Raw genomic sequence first — 16662 nt, 5'->3', positions numbered from 1 at the left:
AATCTCAATACGGTTACGAATAATTAAAACACGTCTGAAATAAAATCAAACGTGTTTTTCTAGATTTAGATTCGATTATGGTCTGCTCGCCAATTTGTTATAGCTTTCTTAATTTCATCCGGCTTTAGATTTTCCATTGCAGCCCGTTTACTTAATGCTGGAAGTTCCTTGTCGCTTGCAAAACGTAAAGCTACCACTTGCGCAATACTGAGTCTAGCATCTAACAACTCTCCCGTTAAAATATAAGAACGAAGGTTCTCTTCCGCTCGTATAGCACGATCTTGAGCCTTTAATGGGTAAAATCTTAAAAGTACGGCAACGATGATCATGATTAACACCATCAAAAATAGGATAACAGATAGAAGAATGTTTTCCTCCTGATTAATCGAACGAACTAGAAAAACAATAGTAGTTATTAATGTTCCCAATAGTAATATCTGTAAAACATAATGATAAATTGGGTGCACTCGTACATGAGATTTATATTCTTGATTTGGCATTTTTTCCTCCTTTACTGTCCTCTTTTCATTCCTATTCAAAATAAGCCTGTAATTATTCCCATTTAAATGTATAGCTGGCAATAATAAATGCTCCTACAAGCCAGCCACCCAAAATCAAAGCCTCTGTCCCTAAGCTCAGAAACGATGCTCCTACATTCATCGTCTCTCTTAAAGCGTGGCTAAGATGGGCAATGGGTAAAATTTGCACAATTGGTTGTAGAAATTCAGGCATGTTTTTTATCGGGAAAAACACACCTCCCAAAAATAGCATCGGAAACGATAGAAAACCGGCAATTGGTGCTGCACTTTCCGGTGTTTTGGCAATGCCGGCGATAATAAATCCAATCGCCATAAAAGCGAGCGTCCCTAATATCACAAAACTGATTAAGGTAAACCACGACCCGCGGACTTCAACATCAAAAATTAGATTGGCCACCCCTAGAACAATCAGCGCTTGGATGCCATTTAAGACAAGTCTAGCGGTAATTTGCGCTGCAATAAACGTGGAAGCTTTTAACGTAGTTCCTTGCATCCTTCTTAATATTCCCCGCTCTCTCCAGGCGGCAATTTGACCGGCAACTCCATTCATGTTGTTACTCATTATCATCATCGCCACAATCCCCGGCACTAAGAAATCAATATACTTTAAATTTAGCGTTTCGACTCCCTTCATATCCATAACAACTACTGGTTGATAAGCCACCTTCTCTTTGCTAATACCATCGATGATATTATTTACGATCTGAAGACCGACTTGTGAAGCAGTAATGTTCGTTTCATTATAGTAAACGGGGAGTAAGTAAGGTGTTGTTTTAGCTGGTGTGCCACTTAAGCCAGCGTCGTATCCTTTTGGTATGATGACAACTAGTTGTAAATCATCTTTTTTCAATTTGTTTAACGCCTTATTTTCGCTCTTTTCCATTTTTATGTCTATGGCTTTGTTTTTCATTAAAGCGGTTAAAAACTCGTTTGATTGAATGGATTGGTCTTGATCGACAACACCAATCGTTAATGAAATTCCATTTCCATTTCCTAAAAATGAACCCATGATAACCATGAGGAAAATCGGAAATGCCAGCGTCCAAAACAAGACCTGCCTATTTCGAAGGAAAATCCGTAACTGCGATAACGATAGCTGCCAGTAAGCCCTCATCCCTCTCTTAATCCCCTTCCGGTCATATGTATGAACACATCTTCTAATGTAGCTGTACGAGTTTGCAAATCTGTTAATTTCAGTTGCTTATCTGTGGCAATCTGAATCAAGCTGGTTAAAGTAATTTGAAGTTCGTCAGTATATAAAACATACACTTCTTTTTGCTTCCTTACCTGTTTTACTGCTTCTATTTTATATAAATCAATTTCAGTGGATTCATTCTCAAAACGAAACTCAACTGCACTATCTGAATGCAGATTTTTAACAAGCTGGGACGGTGTGTCTAAGGCAATTAATTCTCCTTGATTCATAATCGCAATTCGATCACATAACACATGTGCTTCATCCATATAATGGGTAGTTAACACAATGGTTTTTCCTTTCGCTTTTAAGTGAAGGATTATATCCCATAACATCCTTCGTGCCTGCGGATCAAGCCCTGTTGTTGGTTCATCTAAGAAAATAATCCATGGATCATGTACCAGAGCTAAGGCAATGGCTAGTCGTTGTTTCTGTCCTCCTGATAAACTTTTTATGCGACTTTTTCTTTTATCATCCAGTAACATTTCCTTAATTAAGGAAGAAATCGAAACCTGTTTTGGATAAAAGCTTCCATACAAATGTAAGATTTCTTCTACCGTCAGGAGGTCAAAAATTGAGGTCGATTGTAATTGTACACCGATGACCTCTTTCACCTTTTTTAGTTCCCGCATGATGTCAAATCCGCCTACCATCGCTGTACCTTGATCGGGTTTTCTAAGTCCTACCAGCATTTCTAATGCTGTTGTTTTACCTGCACCATTTGGACCGAGCAGACCGAAAACCTCTCCCTTATGAACCTGAAATTCTATCCCCTTTACCGCCGTGAAATCGCCATATTTTTTCACTAGATTCATAACTTGAATGATTTCTTCATGAGAATCCATCTTTCACACTCCATATTATCCATAATTAACCGTACATGATGCCCACTTCAATTAATCTTTTTTCTTTAGAAGTTTGTATCCCTACTTGTTTGTGTTAAAAAACTGCTCTAAATACCATTATTCTACAAAAATCAATTTATTCCTCTAGAATGAAAAACAAATACCAATGCAATTAGACTTAAAAAATTAAGCTTTTTTATGAAGTAATCTTTGGGTTAAATGAAAAAACCTTGAGTACATTATCAAGTACTCAAGGTTTTTTATCACAAATTATCTAAAATATTCTCATTCTTTGGTCCTTCGTTAAATGTCAGTACCTCGTCAACCGGCTGATAGGATTCGCCGTAGAAGTGTTGGTCTCTATAGGTATGAATCATATCGTATGTTTTTTTCATCGCGGCAAAGATCATTTCTTCAGATTCGTTATTTGGTGCCCAATAAAGGATTTCCATTTTATTAATCTCATTTGTTGCGAGCGACCTTCTCTCATATCCGATGGACTTCGCATGCTCGAACCCCTCACGTTTATAATACCGCAGCCTTTTTTCCGTATCACTGTCTTCATAATTGACTGGTTCTACTTCAAGAATGATTGGTTTCCCTTTGCTTTTCATCTTTTCCATCAATTTATGACCAAGCCCCTGACCACGGGCGTTTTTCGACACGAAGAGATAATCAATAAAGACAAAATTGTCAAGCTCCACATACATTAGAACATGATTGGGTCCTTCATCTTTATGATAGATCTCAGACCGTTCTTTCAGTAAGGTTTCCATATGCTCTCTTGATTTCATCTCTTCAACTGGAAAATATTGATTCAACTTTTCATACCAATGCATACCCATACTCCTTTTGTAAATTTCATAATGGAAGTATGTGTTATTTTTCGGATTTAATACTGTACTTCACTATTTGAGTTTCGTATTGGATTCAACTGCTCATCCTTCATGGTTCGGATAAAAATATTCATAACGACCTGGTACACGTCATATTCCTTTTAAAGTCCAACCAATTCAGGTAAGATTTACTAAAAGACTTGTAACTAAAAGAGGAGAATTTTTCGTATGTATGTGACAAATGTAACGACACTGCTGGTAACCATTGTTCTCATCGGCAATATTGTGCTTGCGGGTGTAGTTGTGTTTATAGAACGAAGGGATATTGGTTCTACTTGGGCCTGGCTGATGGTTCTTTTCTTCATTCCAATCGTCGGCTTTATTGTCTATTTGTTTCTAGGAAGGCAATTAAAACAGAAAAATTTTTACCGGTTATCATCTGAAGAAAGAAACTATCTTCAAACAACTGTAGACGAACAAATTCAACAGCTGGAGAACAGGAGGTTTTTCGACCGTAAACTGCTCACAAAACATTCAGATTTACTCTTAATGAACCTGAACTCCTCCAATGCGCTTCTTTCCATGTACAACGAAATTGAGATTTTCAGTGATGGCCATGAAAAATTTCACTCTTTGTTTGAGGACATTCGAAAGGCACGAGAGGAGATCCATCTTCAATATTACATTATACAACGGGATTCCCTTGGAAAAAGGCTGCGGGATGAACTGACAAAAAAGGCGATGGAAGGTGTCAAGGTCCGAATTCTCTATGACGAAATTGGTTCTAAAAGGATTTCTCCCGGTTTTTTTAAAGAACTTATTCAATACGGCGGCGAAGTCGAGGTCTTCTTCCCATCATTCCTTAAATTAATCAATTTCCGGATTAATAATCGAAATCACCGGAAGCTTTGCATCATCGACCGAAAGATTGCCTATATCGGCGGCTTTAATATTGGAAATGAATATCTAGGATTGGATAAAAAGTTCGGCTACTGGCGCGACACCCATTTACGTGTTCAAGGTGAATCCGTTAATCAAATACAAGGAAGATTCCTGTTAGACTGGAATTATTCCGCAAAGAATAAGTTGAATCTTGAGCCCTATTCTGTTCCTGTGGAAAAACCTTTAGGGAACACTCCTGTTCAGATTATTGCGAGCGGTCCAAACTCTGAAACGGAACATATTAAAAATGCTTATATTAAACTGATTATGTCGGCTAAAAGAACCGTATACATACAAACACCCTATTTTGTTCCGGATGCCAGTTTTATGGATGCCTGTAAAATTGCCCTGCTCTCAGGTGTTGATGTCAGTATCATGATCCCAAGTAAGGGCGATTCCCCTATCGTTTATTGGGCAACCTTGTCCTACGCCGGAGAATTAATTGATTACGGAGCAAAAATCTATCTATACGAGAAAGGCTTCATCCATGCGAAAACGATTGTAGTGGATCAAGAGGTAGCTTCTGTGGGGACTGCCAACATCGACACACGAAGCTTTCGATTAAATTTTGAAGTGAATGCCGTTTTGTTTGATGAAAAGGCAGCAAAAAAACTTCATACTTTATTCCAGCAAGATTGCCAGGATAGCTCTGAATTAACAATAACAAGATATACAGAGCGTCCCTTAATAAATAAATTAAAAGAAGCGATAACACGGCTTCTATCACCCATTTTATAAGGAAAACTCGGCACCTCTATTGAAGTGCCGAGTTTTTTTACAGTTCAAATTCCCATTCTTCCTGTAGAAGCAAAAAAAGGACTAGAAGTGTATCTTCTAATTCACTTTCTAATTTTCCGAAGACTTCCACCCCGATTTTCGGAAACAGGATGTCAGCAATTTGTTTGGTGAGAAGACTTTTCTCCTCAAATGGTACTTGATGAAAGCGGCTTACATACGTGCTTATAAGCTTCCACTCTTTCATCCCCAGCGATTTCAACGTCCATTCATCCAGGAACAGATCATTCTTGGTGAGACCGCGATTTTCAATTTCTTTTTCAATAGGTGTAAGTTTCTTCTTCCGCTTCGCCTTCCGCTCATGTACAACAATCGTACCAGCGACAAGATCCCCAAGCCGTTTATGCTTCGAATGAAAAAAGATCATGACAATTCCAAGAAAATAGGCAGTCGGCAACGAATCAATAATGCGGATAAGATTCCGGATGAAGCTGGATAATAATGTGATACTGTGCCCATTTTCTTGAATGACTCGAATACCGACCAGCTTCTTCCCAAGGGTCCTTCCCCCGTAAAAATATTCAAGGGCAAAAAAGTATCCCCAGTTCACAATAAACAAAATAATAATCGTAATCGCAATCGGAAGCGAACTCTCCATGAGAAAAAAGGGCATGGATGACAGTCCGTCCATCACAAAATATAGCACAACTAATGTTAAAATATTGACAACCATTAATAGTAATTGATCAATAATAAAAGCTGCAGCCCTGCTGCCTAACCCGGCAAGCTGAAACTGAATCGAAACATATTCAGGTGTTTTAATATTTAATTGGTCTTGATTCATAAATCCTCCATTACACCGTTGATTTTTTCTATTGGTGTTTCTATTTTTCTACAAAATTACTATAATAAGGAGAATAGAGCAAAAAGAAGGTGTCAAAATGAATTTAAAACAATTTGTCAAAATGCATCGAGAAGAATGGCAACAGCTAGAACAGTTAATCGGAATGATGAGTAAGCGCCGAAAATCCATTACTGGTGAAACGATCACACAATACAACCGGCTCTATCAAAAGACAGCCCAGAACCTTTCATTTAGTCAAACATACTTTCCCAATGACGAGGTAACACAATACTTAAATGGACTTGTTTCAAAGGCACATAACCTGTTGTACAAAGATCAAGTATCTAGTTTCAAACAAATTCGCCATTTTTTCAGCAGCCAATTTATTGGCTTATTAGTAGAGCAATGGAAGTTTGTCGTTGCCGCGATGATTCTATTCGTAATTGGTGCGGTTGGCAGTTTTGTCGCGGTCGTGAATGACCCTCTACACATCTATGCCATCCTGCCGGCAGAAATTGCCCAAGGCGTAAACCCTGACCAAATTGGAAAGGCCAATGGTGCAATCGACTCCTCACTTATGTCTGCAAGTATTATGACCAACAATATCAAGGTAGCCATTTTTGCTTTTGCCGGAGGGATTACATTTGGGCTTGTAACGGTGTATTTGCTCATCTACAATGGCATTCTTGTAGGAGCACTCGCTGCCCTTTTCTGGCATCACGAGAAATCCTATGATTTTTGGGCGTTTATCGTTCCCCATGGGATGATTGAGCTTACAGCGATTTTTATTGCCGGCGGTGCCGGGTTGTTAATGGGCTATAAACTGTTCATTCCAGGTCATTATACTAGGGGTTATCAATTAAAACATCATGCGAAACGCTCGGTCCAGCTCCTGCTTGGGACCATACCGCTGTTTGTCATTGCCGGAGTAATTGAAGGTTTCATCACCCCGGCGGATATTTCATTGGAAGCAAAGTATATTGTTGCTTTCCTAACAGTGATTGGATTAGTTCTTTATGTGGTCATCGGAAAAGTAAAGCTAAGTAAAACCAACACTATAGAAGATTTTGATTCATAATATCAATATAATGAGAAACAGCGGCAGTTGCCAATTTTTCTTCCCGGGCCTCGATCATTTGGAGGCCTTGTTTTTCCCATTTGCTTTTTTCCCGTTTCTTCAATAGCAGCTGCTGTTGGGCAATACTTTTCACCATCGCTGCATGTACTGTACTTGGCTCCCCATTGACCCTTTTATTCAACGTTTGATCCTCTATTCCAATCATGAAAAATAAATGCCTCTGCCGAAGTCTCTTCAATAGGATGAGGGCACTTTCCTCATGAAGGAAAGTTCTCACATCACTAAAGAGTAACAACAAACTCCGTTTCTTTTGAACCAATTCTAGGTATTGCAGAACGGCTGCATAATTGGACTCAGCGGCATCTACTTTAACATCATAGATTGCTTTCAGGATTGTTTGCAGGTGCGCCAATCCTTTTGCTGGTGGTACAAACACCTTAATATCCTTTGAAAAGGCAAGGACAGAAACATAGTCACCTTTTTGGAGAGCCGCAGCCGTAACCGTCATTGCCGCTTCCAACGATTTCTCCAAACGATTGCCCTTCTTCATTTCCGCGCCCATCATTCTGCCGCAATCTATTAAAATGGTTATATACTTTCCATGCTCCGGTTCGTATTCATTTGTCATTACTTCACGTAATTTTGCTGTTTGCCTCCAGTTAATTTTGCGGGGATCATCCCCGACGACATAACTTCTAATCTTCGAAAAATCCCCAACACCACTGCGCTGCCTGCGAATTTTCAACCCTTCATATTTTAAAAATTGCTGAGCATTTTCTAAATATTGCTTTGTCTCGGTTAAATCGGGTATAACCTTTACCGTATTCCTTATTTCAACAGTCGTTTGCTTCTCCCATAATCCTAAAAGACTACAATAGCGAAAGTATACCTTATCGATTGTGTACTTTCCTCTTATATGGGCAATGGTGTCATATGAAATCTCCATGGTCGAATCCTTTGAGCCAGTTCCATGGAGAGGAAAGGGTCGTGCGAAGGACTGTGGTAATCCATCGATCATCCGGTATGTAAACGAATAGGGGGAAGTATTCTTCAGCTGAATCTTTACCTCATAGGAAATACCTCGTTCTATTTCATCAGCCATAGTTCGTTGAAAGGTTAGCTGACTTTTTTTCGGAGAAAATAGTAAATCTACAAGACTAACAAAAAATACTAGTATATTGATTGTAATGATATACGCCCACGACATTCCCCAAACCGTCGCTATTATGAATGCAAGTGAAAGAACAAGATAAAGCAGTATTAGCCGTTTCGTCGGCAGGATTCCTCTATCTTGGAACAGGAACCGAGCCCACAAGCTCTTCAATGATTTGGTCAACGGTTGCTCCCTCCAATTCTACATGCGGGGATAACTGAATCCTATGTCGTAATGCTGGCTTAGCAACCATTTTAATATCATCGGGTGTCACATAATCCCGTCCGGCCAGGTATGCCCATGATTGTGCCGCTTTTCCAATTGAGATCCCTGCCCTTGTACTGGCACCAAAGCGAATAGTTTCGGAATCTCGTGTTTTCCTGACAATCTGCATCGTATAGTCCAATACATTATCACTAACCGTCACTTTTGAAATTTCATTTCTAATTCGTAAAAAAGTATCCATGTCTAAAATTGAAGCAAGGGGCTTTTCATAAAAGCTATTTTCTATGACTTGCTTTAGCACATACTTCTCTTCCTCGAAGGCAGGAAAATCTATTTTCAACTTAAACAAGAAACGATCCTGCTGCGCTTCCGGAAGTGGATAGGTCCCTTCAAATTCAATCGGGTTTTGCGTGGCAACAACAAAGAATACTTTCGGTAATGGATACGTTTCTCCTTGGATCGTCACCTGTTTTTCTTCCATAGCTTCCAATAATGCCGCCTGGGTCTTTGCAGGAGTACGATTAATTTCATCTGCAAGCAGGATATTGGTAAATATTGGCCCCTTCAATGTTTGAAACGTGCTTTCTTTCATGTTATAAATCATGCTTCCGGTAATATCACTTGGCAGTAAATCTGGAGTAAACTGAATGCGGTTAAAGCTTCCGCCAAGTAAACTTGCAAGCGTCCGCACCATTTGTGTTTTACCTGTACCCGGTACACCTTCCAGCAACACATGGCCACCGCTTAAAACGGCCGATAACAAAAGCCTTAGATTCAGACTCTGACCGATAATCCGCTCCTCATATTTTTCTAAAAAAGAAATTAATTCTGTTTTCATCATTCAACCTCTTTTCTTAATTGCTCCAGTTTTCTCGACCATAATAGGTATTCCTGCTTACTGATTTTATCTTTTTCAAGGATGGTAACCAATCCGGTGAGAAAAGACTTAATCTCACCAGCAGGCATTCGAGTCCATTTTTTTTCAAAATAACTCGATAAATCCTGCCATTCCCTTTTATATGGAATTCGCCAGCGTTCTTGTAATAGCAGCTTCAGATAATCTGCTTGAATCAGTAATGAATCATGATATTGTTTTCCTCTTAAGTACCATGCAGCAATAGCCTGGATACCCTCATCACTAAACCGAATCGATTCTTCTCTGGGAATGAAAATAGGCCCGAATCGTTTCCCTTTTCAGCCATAACCAAAGGATCATGACTAGGATTCCCTGTATAACAAACAGCAAAAACCACATCGGGTAGACGGTCAAAATAGAGGAGGCATTCTCCCCGCCATGAACGTACTCATCAAACAAGTAGGTCTTTGCATTACTTTCATTCAAAAGATATAAAAGGAGTGGTAAATGATCATGTTTTAAAATTTTATCATTTGTCGTCCATTCTGGCGCTATTGCCACAATCAAATACCCTTTCCCATATGTACGTTTGAGCGCTATCGTTTCCTTGCTATTATCCAGTAAGAGCTCATCTTCTTTCGTACTCTGTAAACGAATATCAGAACTGATATCTGCCCGGTAAGTGACATGTGACGGATCATATACCTGTGGCGAGGGCTTTTGTTCCGCAAACTCCGTGTTTACATCAAACATTCCTTTTGGATTGGTTTGAAATAATAGGATCGTATTTCCGGCCTCCATAAAATGAACGTATTCCTTCATAAGCTCTTTCTCCGGAATAAAAGCGGGCTCGACCATAATAAGTAATTGGCTTTCGTTCCCTTTTGGCAGCATTTCAGGTGAATGATTCCATCGCTTTGCATCCATTTCTTTATTTAAATATGTATAAAATGCCTTTACACCGGTAGGAGACGGCGAGTCAGACACATACCCCGGATAAACTTTCGGCTTGGGTGAGAAGGAAAAGTAACTGACGGCTAAAAATAGGATGAGGAGTACAATCAGCCAAATCCATGTCTTCCCCTTTGATTTTGGTTTTATCAACTACTCTCCTCCCTCCTTTCACCCATCCATTGCGTAGCCTCTTGTTGAAATTGAATATACTCTTGTTTACTTACCGAACGTTCCCCGTATGTCACTTCATCAAAAAAGTAGGCAAGACGATAAAATTGATCGGCATTCTGTTGATCGACTTTCCGAAGCTCATCATAGTAGTCCCAATTTGTTTTCCAAATTCTCGCCTCAAGCCATCCTTTATCATGCAGATAAAGCAGTAAAGCTAAAAACAAATGGCGGGTTGCCAATGTATAGTCTGAGGAAGATTCATATTTCCGAGCTTCTTCAAGATGCCGTCCGAATGTCCAATTGATTTCAATCAGCGATTGGAGCGGTTTTTGCTTCCGCAGTATCGTATTCCGTCTAAAATTGCGAGTCAGAAAATAGGCCGCTAATGCAATTAAAATGACAACAATAACAATTATCGCGATCAAAATCGGACCGGAAGCGCTGTCGGCCGATTTTATGACTGGGAACAGTTTTTCCAGTTGTTCGGCCAGCCATTCTTTTGCCCGCTCCCACCATGTTTGAATCAATCCTTTAGAATCGTTGTAATAGACTCTATATTCCTGTGAATTTACTATCTCTTCAAGGTCATCTCGTGCCTTGTTTACATCTACCATAATCATCACCTAACATAATAGGTTATTTTAAATTGTTTTAAAGTCTTCAATTAATTCTTTTAAATCATCTGCATCATGTCTTGTTTTTAAATCAAGATACATCACCCCATAGCCAACTGAGAAAATCATTGTTGTAAACAGTGTGGCCATATTAGAAATCATCGTTAATAACACACTGTTTCCTAAAAAAGCACCAAAGGTCATCTGAACGACAGCCCCAATAATGGAAACGATAATATAGAACACAATATATAGTCCCATCAATACCCAAGTTCTATTTTTTGATAGTCTCCAGCTTCTTGTAAATCCAGGAGATGTCTTATCAAGTACAACCGAGCCAAAATAAAAACTCCATCGGGTTAATAATAGGCCAATCCCAATCGCGCCAGCAAAAAATAACAAGATCCCGAATAAAATGAGGAAAATCATGTTACCATCTGAAGCTGAAACACCGAATGAGAAAACTACCATCAAAATGGGGAGAACAATGATGGCAATTGCGATGAGCCCAAACAAAATACTGCTGCCCAGCATAGGCCAAAAGCGTGAAAAGGCTTGTTTAATCACGTATCCAACTGAAAACTCTTCATTGTTCCTAATATGATGAAGCGCAAACAGGATTGCCGCCTCTGCAACCGGGAATAGAATTACACTTAATAGACCGACAACGATTAAACTAATGTCCATACCTAAACCACCGGAATCAATCGCACCGGTTTCTTCAAATCCCGAAAGGATTTGTTCAAACCAATTATCCCCTGGGCCTACCTGTCTAAAAAAGCTGATACCTGAAGCATATTGAATAATCGCCTGTAACAAATAGACAGGCCCCATAAAAATGATCAAGATCACGAAGAATTCTTTAAAATGATTTTTACTTAAACTAAATGTGTGATCCAATATTTCACCGAATCCTTTTGGTTTTTTAAACTTTTCGTTCAATGTGTACTTCCCCCTTGAATGTCAAAAATGGTTATTATTACCGTTAATTTTATCATTATTCAGATATATATGGGACAGAAAATTGTAAAAAGCAGAAATATAGCCTAATCCCCGTGTTTTTTTATAGTTGCGCCGGGGTTAGGCTAAGATGTCTCTTTATAGTTTTGAAAACTCTTCCACAAGTTCATTAAATTTTTTGAGTGAGTTTTCAATTGGCAATGGAGTTGTTAAATCCACGCCAGTCTTTTTTAATAATTCAAGCGGATAGTCAGAGCTGCCACTTTTTAAGAATTCCAAATAGGTATGCAGTGTATTCTCATCGCCTTCAAGAATCTTGGTTGCTAAATGTATTGCGGAAGCAAAACCTGTTGCGTATTTATACACATAAAATGGTCGATAAAAATGTGGGATTCTTGACCAGCCGTATTTCACCTCTTCATCAAAAACCATTGCATCTCCATTATAATCCCGAAATAGGTTTTCATATGTTTGATTAAACACTTCAACATTTAATGGCTTTCCGGCTTCCGCCATTTCATGGGTTCTCATCTCAAATTCGGCAAACATGACTTGCGTGAAAAACGTCCCTTTAAATTGATCAATGAAATGGTTCAATAAATGCTTCCGAATATCAGGATCCTTCTCATTGTTTAATAGATAGTTAATCAAGAGCACCTCGTTTACTGTGGAAGCGACCTCAGCGACAAAAATACTGTATCGGGCTGTTATTTGCGGCTGATGCAACGAACTCAACTGGCTGTGAACACCGTGGCCGCATTCATGTACAAGGGTAAATAAACTATCTAAATCGTCTTGGTGATTAAGGAGGATATATGGATGAACACCGTACACACCCAGATTATAAGCGCCTGAACGTTTTCCCGGTGTCTCGCGGACATCAATATAGCGTGAGTCCTTAAACTCCCTTAAGATTTTGATATATTCCTCACCTAAAGGTGCCAGGGCTTTACACATCGTCTCATAGGCTTCCTCATATGAAATCACTTGTTTGACTCCGCTAACGAGCGGGGCACTCATATCATATTGACGAAGCTCCTCAAGTTCTAACTTTTGTTTACGAATCCTCGTGTATTGATGGAGCGGTGCAATATTATTTCGCGTTGTTTGGATAAGATTTTCATAAACCTCTTTAGGCACTTTATCTCCAAATAAGGCTTTTTCCAGTGCGGAAGGATAGTGGCGGATACGAGCCATTGTCACATTATTTTTAATCGCTGCTGAAAGTGTAGAGGCAATTGAGTTTTTTAATTGCACATAAGGTTGATAGTATGCTTTATAGGCTTCCCGGCGCTTCTCGCGATCTTCATCCTCAATTAACTTCGCATACATCCCACGGGTTAGTTCCACCCGTTCACCGTTTTCGCTGGTAATTTCACCAAACTTTATATCTGCATTATTGATCATCCCAAACGTATTACCCGGAACCGACAAAGTCTCGCCTAATTGCGAGAGAAGTTCTTCTTGTTCTTTGCTTAGCACATGTGTCTTGTAGCGAAACGACTCCCAGATGTCCTCAGCAAAGTAATCTAGTTGAGCCTCTGCTTTAAGGAAGCCTTTTAATGTTTCTTCATCCAGTCCTAATAAATATGGCATGAAAAAGGAGGTCGCTGCGCTCACTTTAACACTAAGCTGTTTTGCCCGGTCTAACAAAGCTTGCGCCTCTGTCTCCCTCGTATTTTCATCTACCTTCAACATCGCATATGCGTACACCTTATTAAAATGAAAAGATAGCTCTTCCCGTTGTGTCAGATATTGATATAGCGAATGACCATCATGAATTTCACCATCAAATTTTTTAAGCTTAGCTGCTATTTCTTCAATCAGCCGATAATCTTCCTCCCATTTATTGATATCTGCATAGATATCTGCCAAGTCCCATTTTTCATTCGTAGGCACTTCGTTTCTGCTTGTATAGGTTGTCATTTTATGCTCCTTTCGGATGAAACATAAGATTTAAATAATAGCCTTCAAAAGTATATTCCATATGTATCATTGTTTTCCTTTTTTTATGTAGGAATTCTAATTGTTCATCAATAATAAAGGCAGGTCAACCGAATGACCTGCCTCAAGTTTTTATAGGGCTGCTTCTTTCTCGATTGCCATTAATCTTTCATTTACTTCTTCCTCACTCAGGCCGTGTACTAAAACATAGCGGTTGCGCGGGTGAACCCTGCACTCATGGGAACAGCTGCGTAAATGTTTATGTTCATTTTCCTCTGAGCAAAGGATTTTCTTATTACATTCCGGGTTGGCACAGTTCACGTAGCGTTCACATGGCTCACCACTGAAATAATCTTTTCCAACGATGACATGCTCTTTTTGATTCACCGGAACACTTATGCGCTCATCAAACACATAAAGCTGTCCATCCCATAACTCCCCTTGTACTTCAGGGTCTTTGCCATATGTGACAATTCCGCCATCAAGCTGTGAGCTACATCTTCAAAGCCCTCTTTAAGCAACCAGCCGGAAAATTTTTCACAACGGATACCACCAGTACAATAGGTAAGAATCTTCTTGCCTTCAAATTCCTGTTTATTTTCACGGATCCATTGTGGCAGATCCCGGAAATTTAAAATGTCTGGACGAACGGCTCCGCGAAAATGGCCTAAATCATATTCATAATCATTGCGGGCATCAATAACAACAGTATCTTCATCTTGCATTTGCTCGAAAAATTCCTTCGGCTTTAAATGCTTTCCAGTAAGTGAATTCGGATCGACATCATCTTCCAAACGCAATGTAACAAGTTCAGGTCTGAAACGGACCTTCATTTTTTTAAATGCATGCTCTGTTGCTTCATCTATTTTAAATATAGTTCCTGCAAATAGTGGATGCTCGTCCATGTACTTCATATAGGCATCAGTTTGTTCAACTGAGCCTGACACCGTCCCATTGATTCCTTCTGCGGCAATGATAATCCGTCCCTTTAAGCCTAAATCCGTACAGAATTGACGATGTTCATTCGCTGTTTCCTCAGGATTCTCAATTGACACATATTTATAATACAATAATACTCTAAAATCTTGATTCATATTAACCACCTTACATTATATAAAAATGTACATTAACCTATTAACTATATCAAAAATCAGCAGTGGTTTTCAAATGAATGAATTTCCTATATTCGCTTAGGTGAATATTACCAGCCAAGTTTCATTCATTTTTCTGATACAATTTTCATATATGAAAAAACTAAGGAGGAATACATCCTATGAAGAACGCACTGTCCTCCTAACACTGGTAATCGCGATCGCCTTCATTGGAGGAATGTTAACAGGAGTTTTATTTTCCGCTAATAAATCAAATGATAGAACAGTTATTACAAAAGAATCACCAAAATCAGCCATTAAGCCACAGACAAAAAAAGTACCAAAAGTGGAAAAATCACAGTCCAAAGTGCTCATTGGTTATGTTCAAGATTTCCGCGACCCGAATGTTGTGGATTACGCAAAATTAACACATGTCATTTTCTCTTTCGCTCATCCAACTAAAGATGGGGCAATTTTGCTAAATGGTGATGCTTCATTAAAAAATTTAAGGACAGTCGTTAAAAACGCTGAAAAATATGATACTAAGGTAATGCTTGCAGTAGGCGGCTGGTTCCATATCAATGGCGGTGAATCTTATGAGTATTTTAAAACTGCTATATCAAATCCTGAATCTCGATCAAAGCTAGTTAATGAGCTTACAAGTATCGCAGACAGCGAGCATCTTGACGGGATTGATATCGATTTTGAGCATCCCCGTTCAAAAGCGGATGCCGCAAATCTTGCTGCTTTTACAAAAGAATTAAGCACACAACTACATTCAAAAAATAAAGAATTATCTATAGCAGTTTATTCAAAAATTCATGCCGTTACGTTAACGGAAATTGGCTTCGTCATTTATGAGCCGTCAATGTTTCAGGATGTTGATCATGTCAATATTATGGCCTATGACGGGCAATGGGATGATGGCTACCATGCTGCTAATCTTTCACCCTATCCGTTTACTGAGAAAATTGTAAACTATTGGGCGGATTTGTTTGAGAAAAATAACCTGCCTAAAGAAAAATTGGTATTGGGTGTGCCGTTTTATGCCCAACCGGAAGATCCTAAAGTAAAACAGGTGTCTTACGCAGCTATCATAAACCAAGATCCAGCTAATGCCGCAAATGACACAGTTAGCATGAACGGCACAACCTACTATTACAATGGCGGTTCCACAATGAAAAAGAAAACAACCTTGGCACTAGATCACGGCTTCGGAGGGATGATGATCTGGGAGGTTGGGCTCGATTCAGATGGTTCACACAGTTTAACAGGAACTATTTTTAATGCATTGAAGGATTCAAATAATCAACCGATTAAATATTATGCGGTGAAGAAAAATAGATAATAGGAATGAAAATAATGATAATGATATGGAAAGCAGAAAAAGAGACAACACAAATTGGTTGTCTCTTTTTCTTTAGGTAAGTGTGCTTCATATAAACCTTTGTCAAAGACTTGGGATTTATATGGTTCTTACTTATAAATCTTAACATAAACTCAATAGGAACTTAAAAAATCGACTGTATACTAAAACTGTCACATCATTATGGTATTGAAAGGAGAAAGAACAAAATGTATGAATATATCATTTACGTAACACTTAAGGGGAAAATTTATCAAACCAATGTAATTGCTAACAAAAACCAACCTGAAAAAGAAATTTACCAAATAGCTGAA

16 protein-coding genes and 1 pseudogene are annotated in these 16662 nt (G+C 39.0%); 4 read left to right on the top strand and 13 right to left on the bottom strand.

Going from position 1 to position 16662, the window contains the following annotated elements; genetic code table 11:
• Positions 1–65 precede the first annotated feature (65 nt).
• The 4 genes from ACO1D1_RS20240 to ACO1D1_RS20225 form a co-directional block, all read right to left on the bottom strand.
• Positions 66–539, bottom strand: coding sequence for a DUF6526 family protein (locus ACO1D1_RS20240; protein ID WP_423336871.1), 474 nt, complete (start codon positions 537–539; stop codon positions 66–68).
• A gap of 13 nt (positions 540–552) precedes the next feature.
• Positions 553–1653: an ABC transporter permease gene (locus ACO1D1_RS20235; protein ID WP_423336870.1), complete on the bottom strand. Its 1101-nt coding sequence runs from the start codon at positions 1651–1653 to the stop codon at positions 553–555.
• Positions 1650–2579 (bottom strand): ABC transporter ATP-binding protein, encoded by a 930-nt coding sequence (locus ACO1D1_RS20230; protein WP_149870300.1) that lies wholly within the window; start codon positions 2577–2579, stop codon positions 1650–1652. Before ACO1D1_RS20230 ends, ACO1D1_RS20235 begins: the two co-directional genes overlap by 4 nt.
• A gap of 263 nt (positions 2580–2842) precedes the next feature.
• Positions 2843–3418: a GNAT family N-acetyltransferase gene (locus tag ACO1D1_RS20225; RefSeq protein WP_149870301.1), complete on the bottom strand. Its 576-nt coding sequence runs from the start codon at positions 3416–3418 to the stop codon at positions 2843–2845.
• Between the two features lie 225 nt (positions 3419–3643).
• Here ACO1D1_RS20225 and cls point away from each other — a divergent pair, with 225 nt between their 5' ends.
• Complete coding sequence (gene cls, locus ACO1D1_RS20220) at positions 3644–5095, top strand: cardiolipin synthase (RefSeq protein WP_423336869.1); 1452 nt, start codon at positions 3644–3646, stop codon at positions 5093–5095.
• Between the two features lie 37 nt (positions 5096–5132).
• Here cls and ACO1D1_RS20215 read toward each other — a convergent pair whose 3' ends face one another.
• Complete coding sequence (locus ACO1D1_RS20215) at positions 5133–5936, bottom strand: RDD family protein (RefSeq protein ID WP_423336868.1); 804 nt, start codon at positions 5934–5936, stop codon at positions 5133–5135.
• Positions 5937–6033: 97 nt separating this feature from the next.
• Between ACO1D1_RS20215 and ACO1D1_RS20210 the strand changes: the two genes are divergently transcribed.
• Positions 6034–7014: a stage II sporulation protein M gene (locus ACO1D1_RS20210; RefSeq protein WP_423336867.1), complete on the top strand. Its 981-nt coding sequence runs from the start codon at positions 6034–6036 to the stop codon at positions 7012–7014.
• Here the strand turns inward: ACO1D1_RS20210 and ACO1D1_RS20205 are convergent.
• From ACO1D1_RS20205 to ACO1D1_RS20170, 8 genes and pseudogenes are all read right to left on the bottom strand, one after another.
• Positions 6992–8350, bottom strand: a complete 1359-nt coding sequence (locus tag ACO1D1_RS20205) for a DUF58 domain-containing protein (RefSeq protein ID WP_423336866.1) — start codon at positions 8348–8350, stop codon at positions 6992–6994. The two genes, ACO1D1_RS20210 and ACO1D1_RS20205, sit on opposite strands and share 23 nt — an antisense overlap.
• A complete protein-coding gene (locus tag ACO1D1_RS20200; protein WP_423336877.1) occupies positions 8301–9230 on the bottom strand; it encodes an AAA family ATPase in 930 nt (309 codons plus the stop codon). Before ACO1D1_RS20200 ends, ACO1D1_RS20205 begins: the two co-directional genes overlap by 50 nt.
• Positions 9230–9358, bottom strand: a complete 129-nt coding sequence (locus tag ACO1D1_RS20195) for a hypothetical protein (RefSeq protein ID WP_423336865.1) — start codon at positions 9356–9358, stop codon at positions 9230–9232. Before ACO1D1_RS20195 ends, ACO1D1_RS20200 begins: the two co-directional genes overlap by 1 nt.
• A gap of 172 nt (positions 9359–9530) precedes the next feature.
• Complete coding sequence (locus ACO1D1_RS20190) at positions 9531–10352, bottom strand: DUF4350 domain-containing protein (protein ID WP_423336864.1); 822 nt, start codon at positions 10350–10352, stop codon at positions 9531–9533.
• Positions 10349–10987: a DUF4129 domain-containing protein gene (locus ACO1D1_RS20185; RefSeq protein WP_423336863.1), complete on the bottom strand. Its 639-nt coding sequence runs from the start codon at positions 10985–10987 to the stop codon at positions 10349–10351. Before ACO1D1_RS20185 ends, ACO1D1_RS20190 begins: the two co-directional genes overlap by 4 nt.
• Before the next feature lie 27 nt (positions 10988–11014).
• Positions 11015–11929 (bottom strand): hypothetical protein, encoded by a 915-nt coding sequence (locus ACO1D1_RS20180; protein ID WP_149870308.1) that lies wholly within the window; start codon positions 11927–11929, stop codon positions 11015–11017.
• A 156-nt stretch (positions 11930–12085) separates the two neighbouring features.
• Entirely contained in the window at positions 12086–13873 is a 1788-nt protein-coding gene (gene pepF, locus ACO1D1_RS20175; protein ID WP_423336862.1) for an oligoendopeptidase F, read from the bottom strand.
• A gap of 150 nt (positions 13874–14023) precedes the next feature.
• A pseudogene (locus ACO1D1_RS20170) lies at positions 14024–14985 on the bottom strand (rhodanese-related sulfurtransferase).
• A 151-nt stretch (positions 14986–15136) separates the two neighbouring features.
• Here ACO1D1_RS20170 and ACO1D1_RS20165 point away from each other — a divergent pair.
• Together ACO1D1_RS20165 and ACO1D1_RS20160 are read left to right on the top strand one after the other, a co-directional pair.
• On the top strand, positions 15137–16330 hold the full coding sequence (locus ACO1D1_RS20165; RefSeq protein WP_423336861.1) for a glycosyl hydrolase family 18 protein: 1194 nt from the start codon (positions 15137–15139) through the stop codon (positions 16328–16330).
• Positions 16331–16557: 227 nt separating this feature from the next.
• The coding region (locus ACO1D1_RS20160) for a BA3454 family stress response protein (RefSeq protein ID WP_423336876.1) at positions 16558–16662 on the top strand (105 nt) is incomplete at its 3' end.

The sequence above is a fragment of the Neobacillus sp. 19 genome (genome assembly GCF_049463095.1).
Lineage (GTDB): Bacteria > Bacillota > Bacilli > Bacillales > Cytobacillaceae > Neobacillus.
The sequence above is the reverse complement of the archived record's forward strand: the minus strand, read 5'-3'. Positions and strand labels throughout refer to the sequence as shown.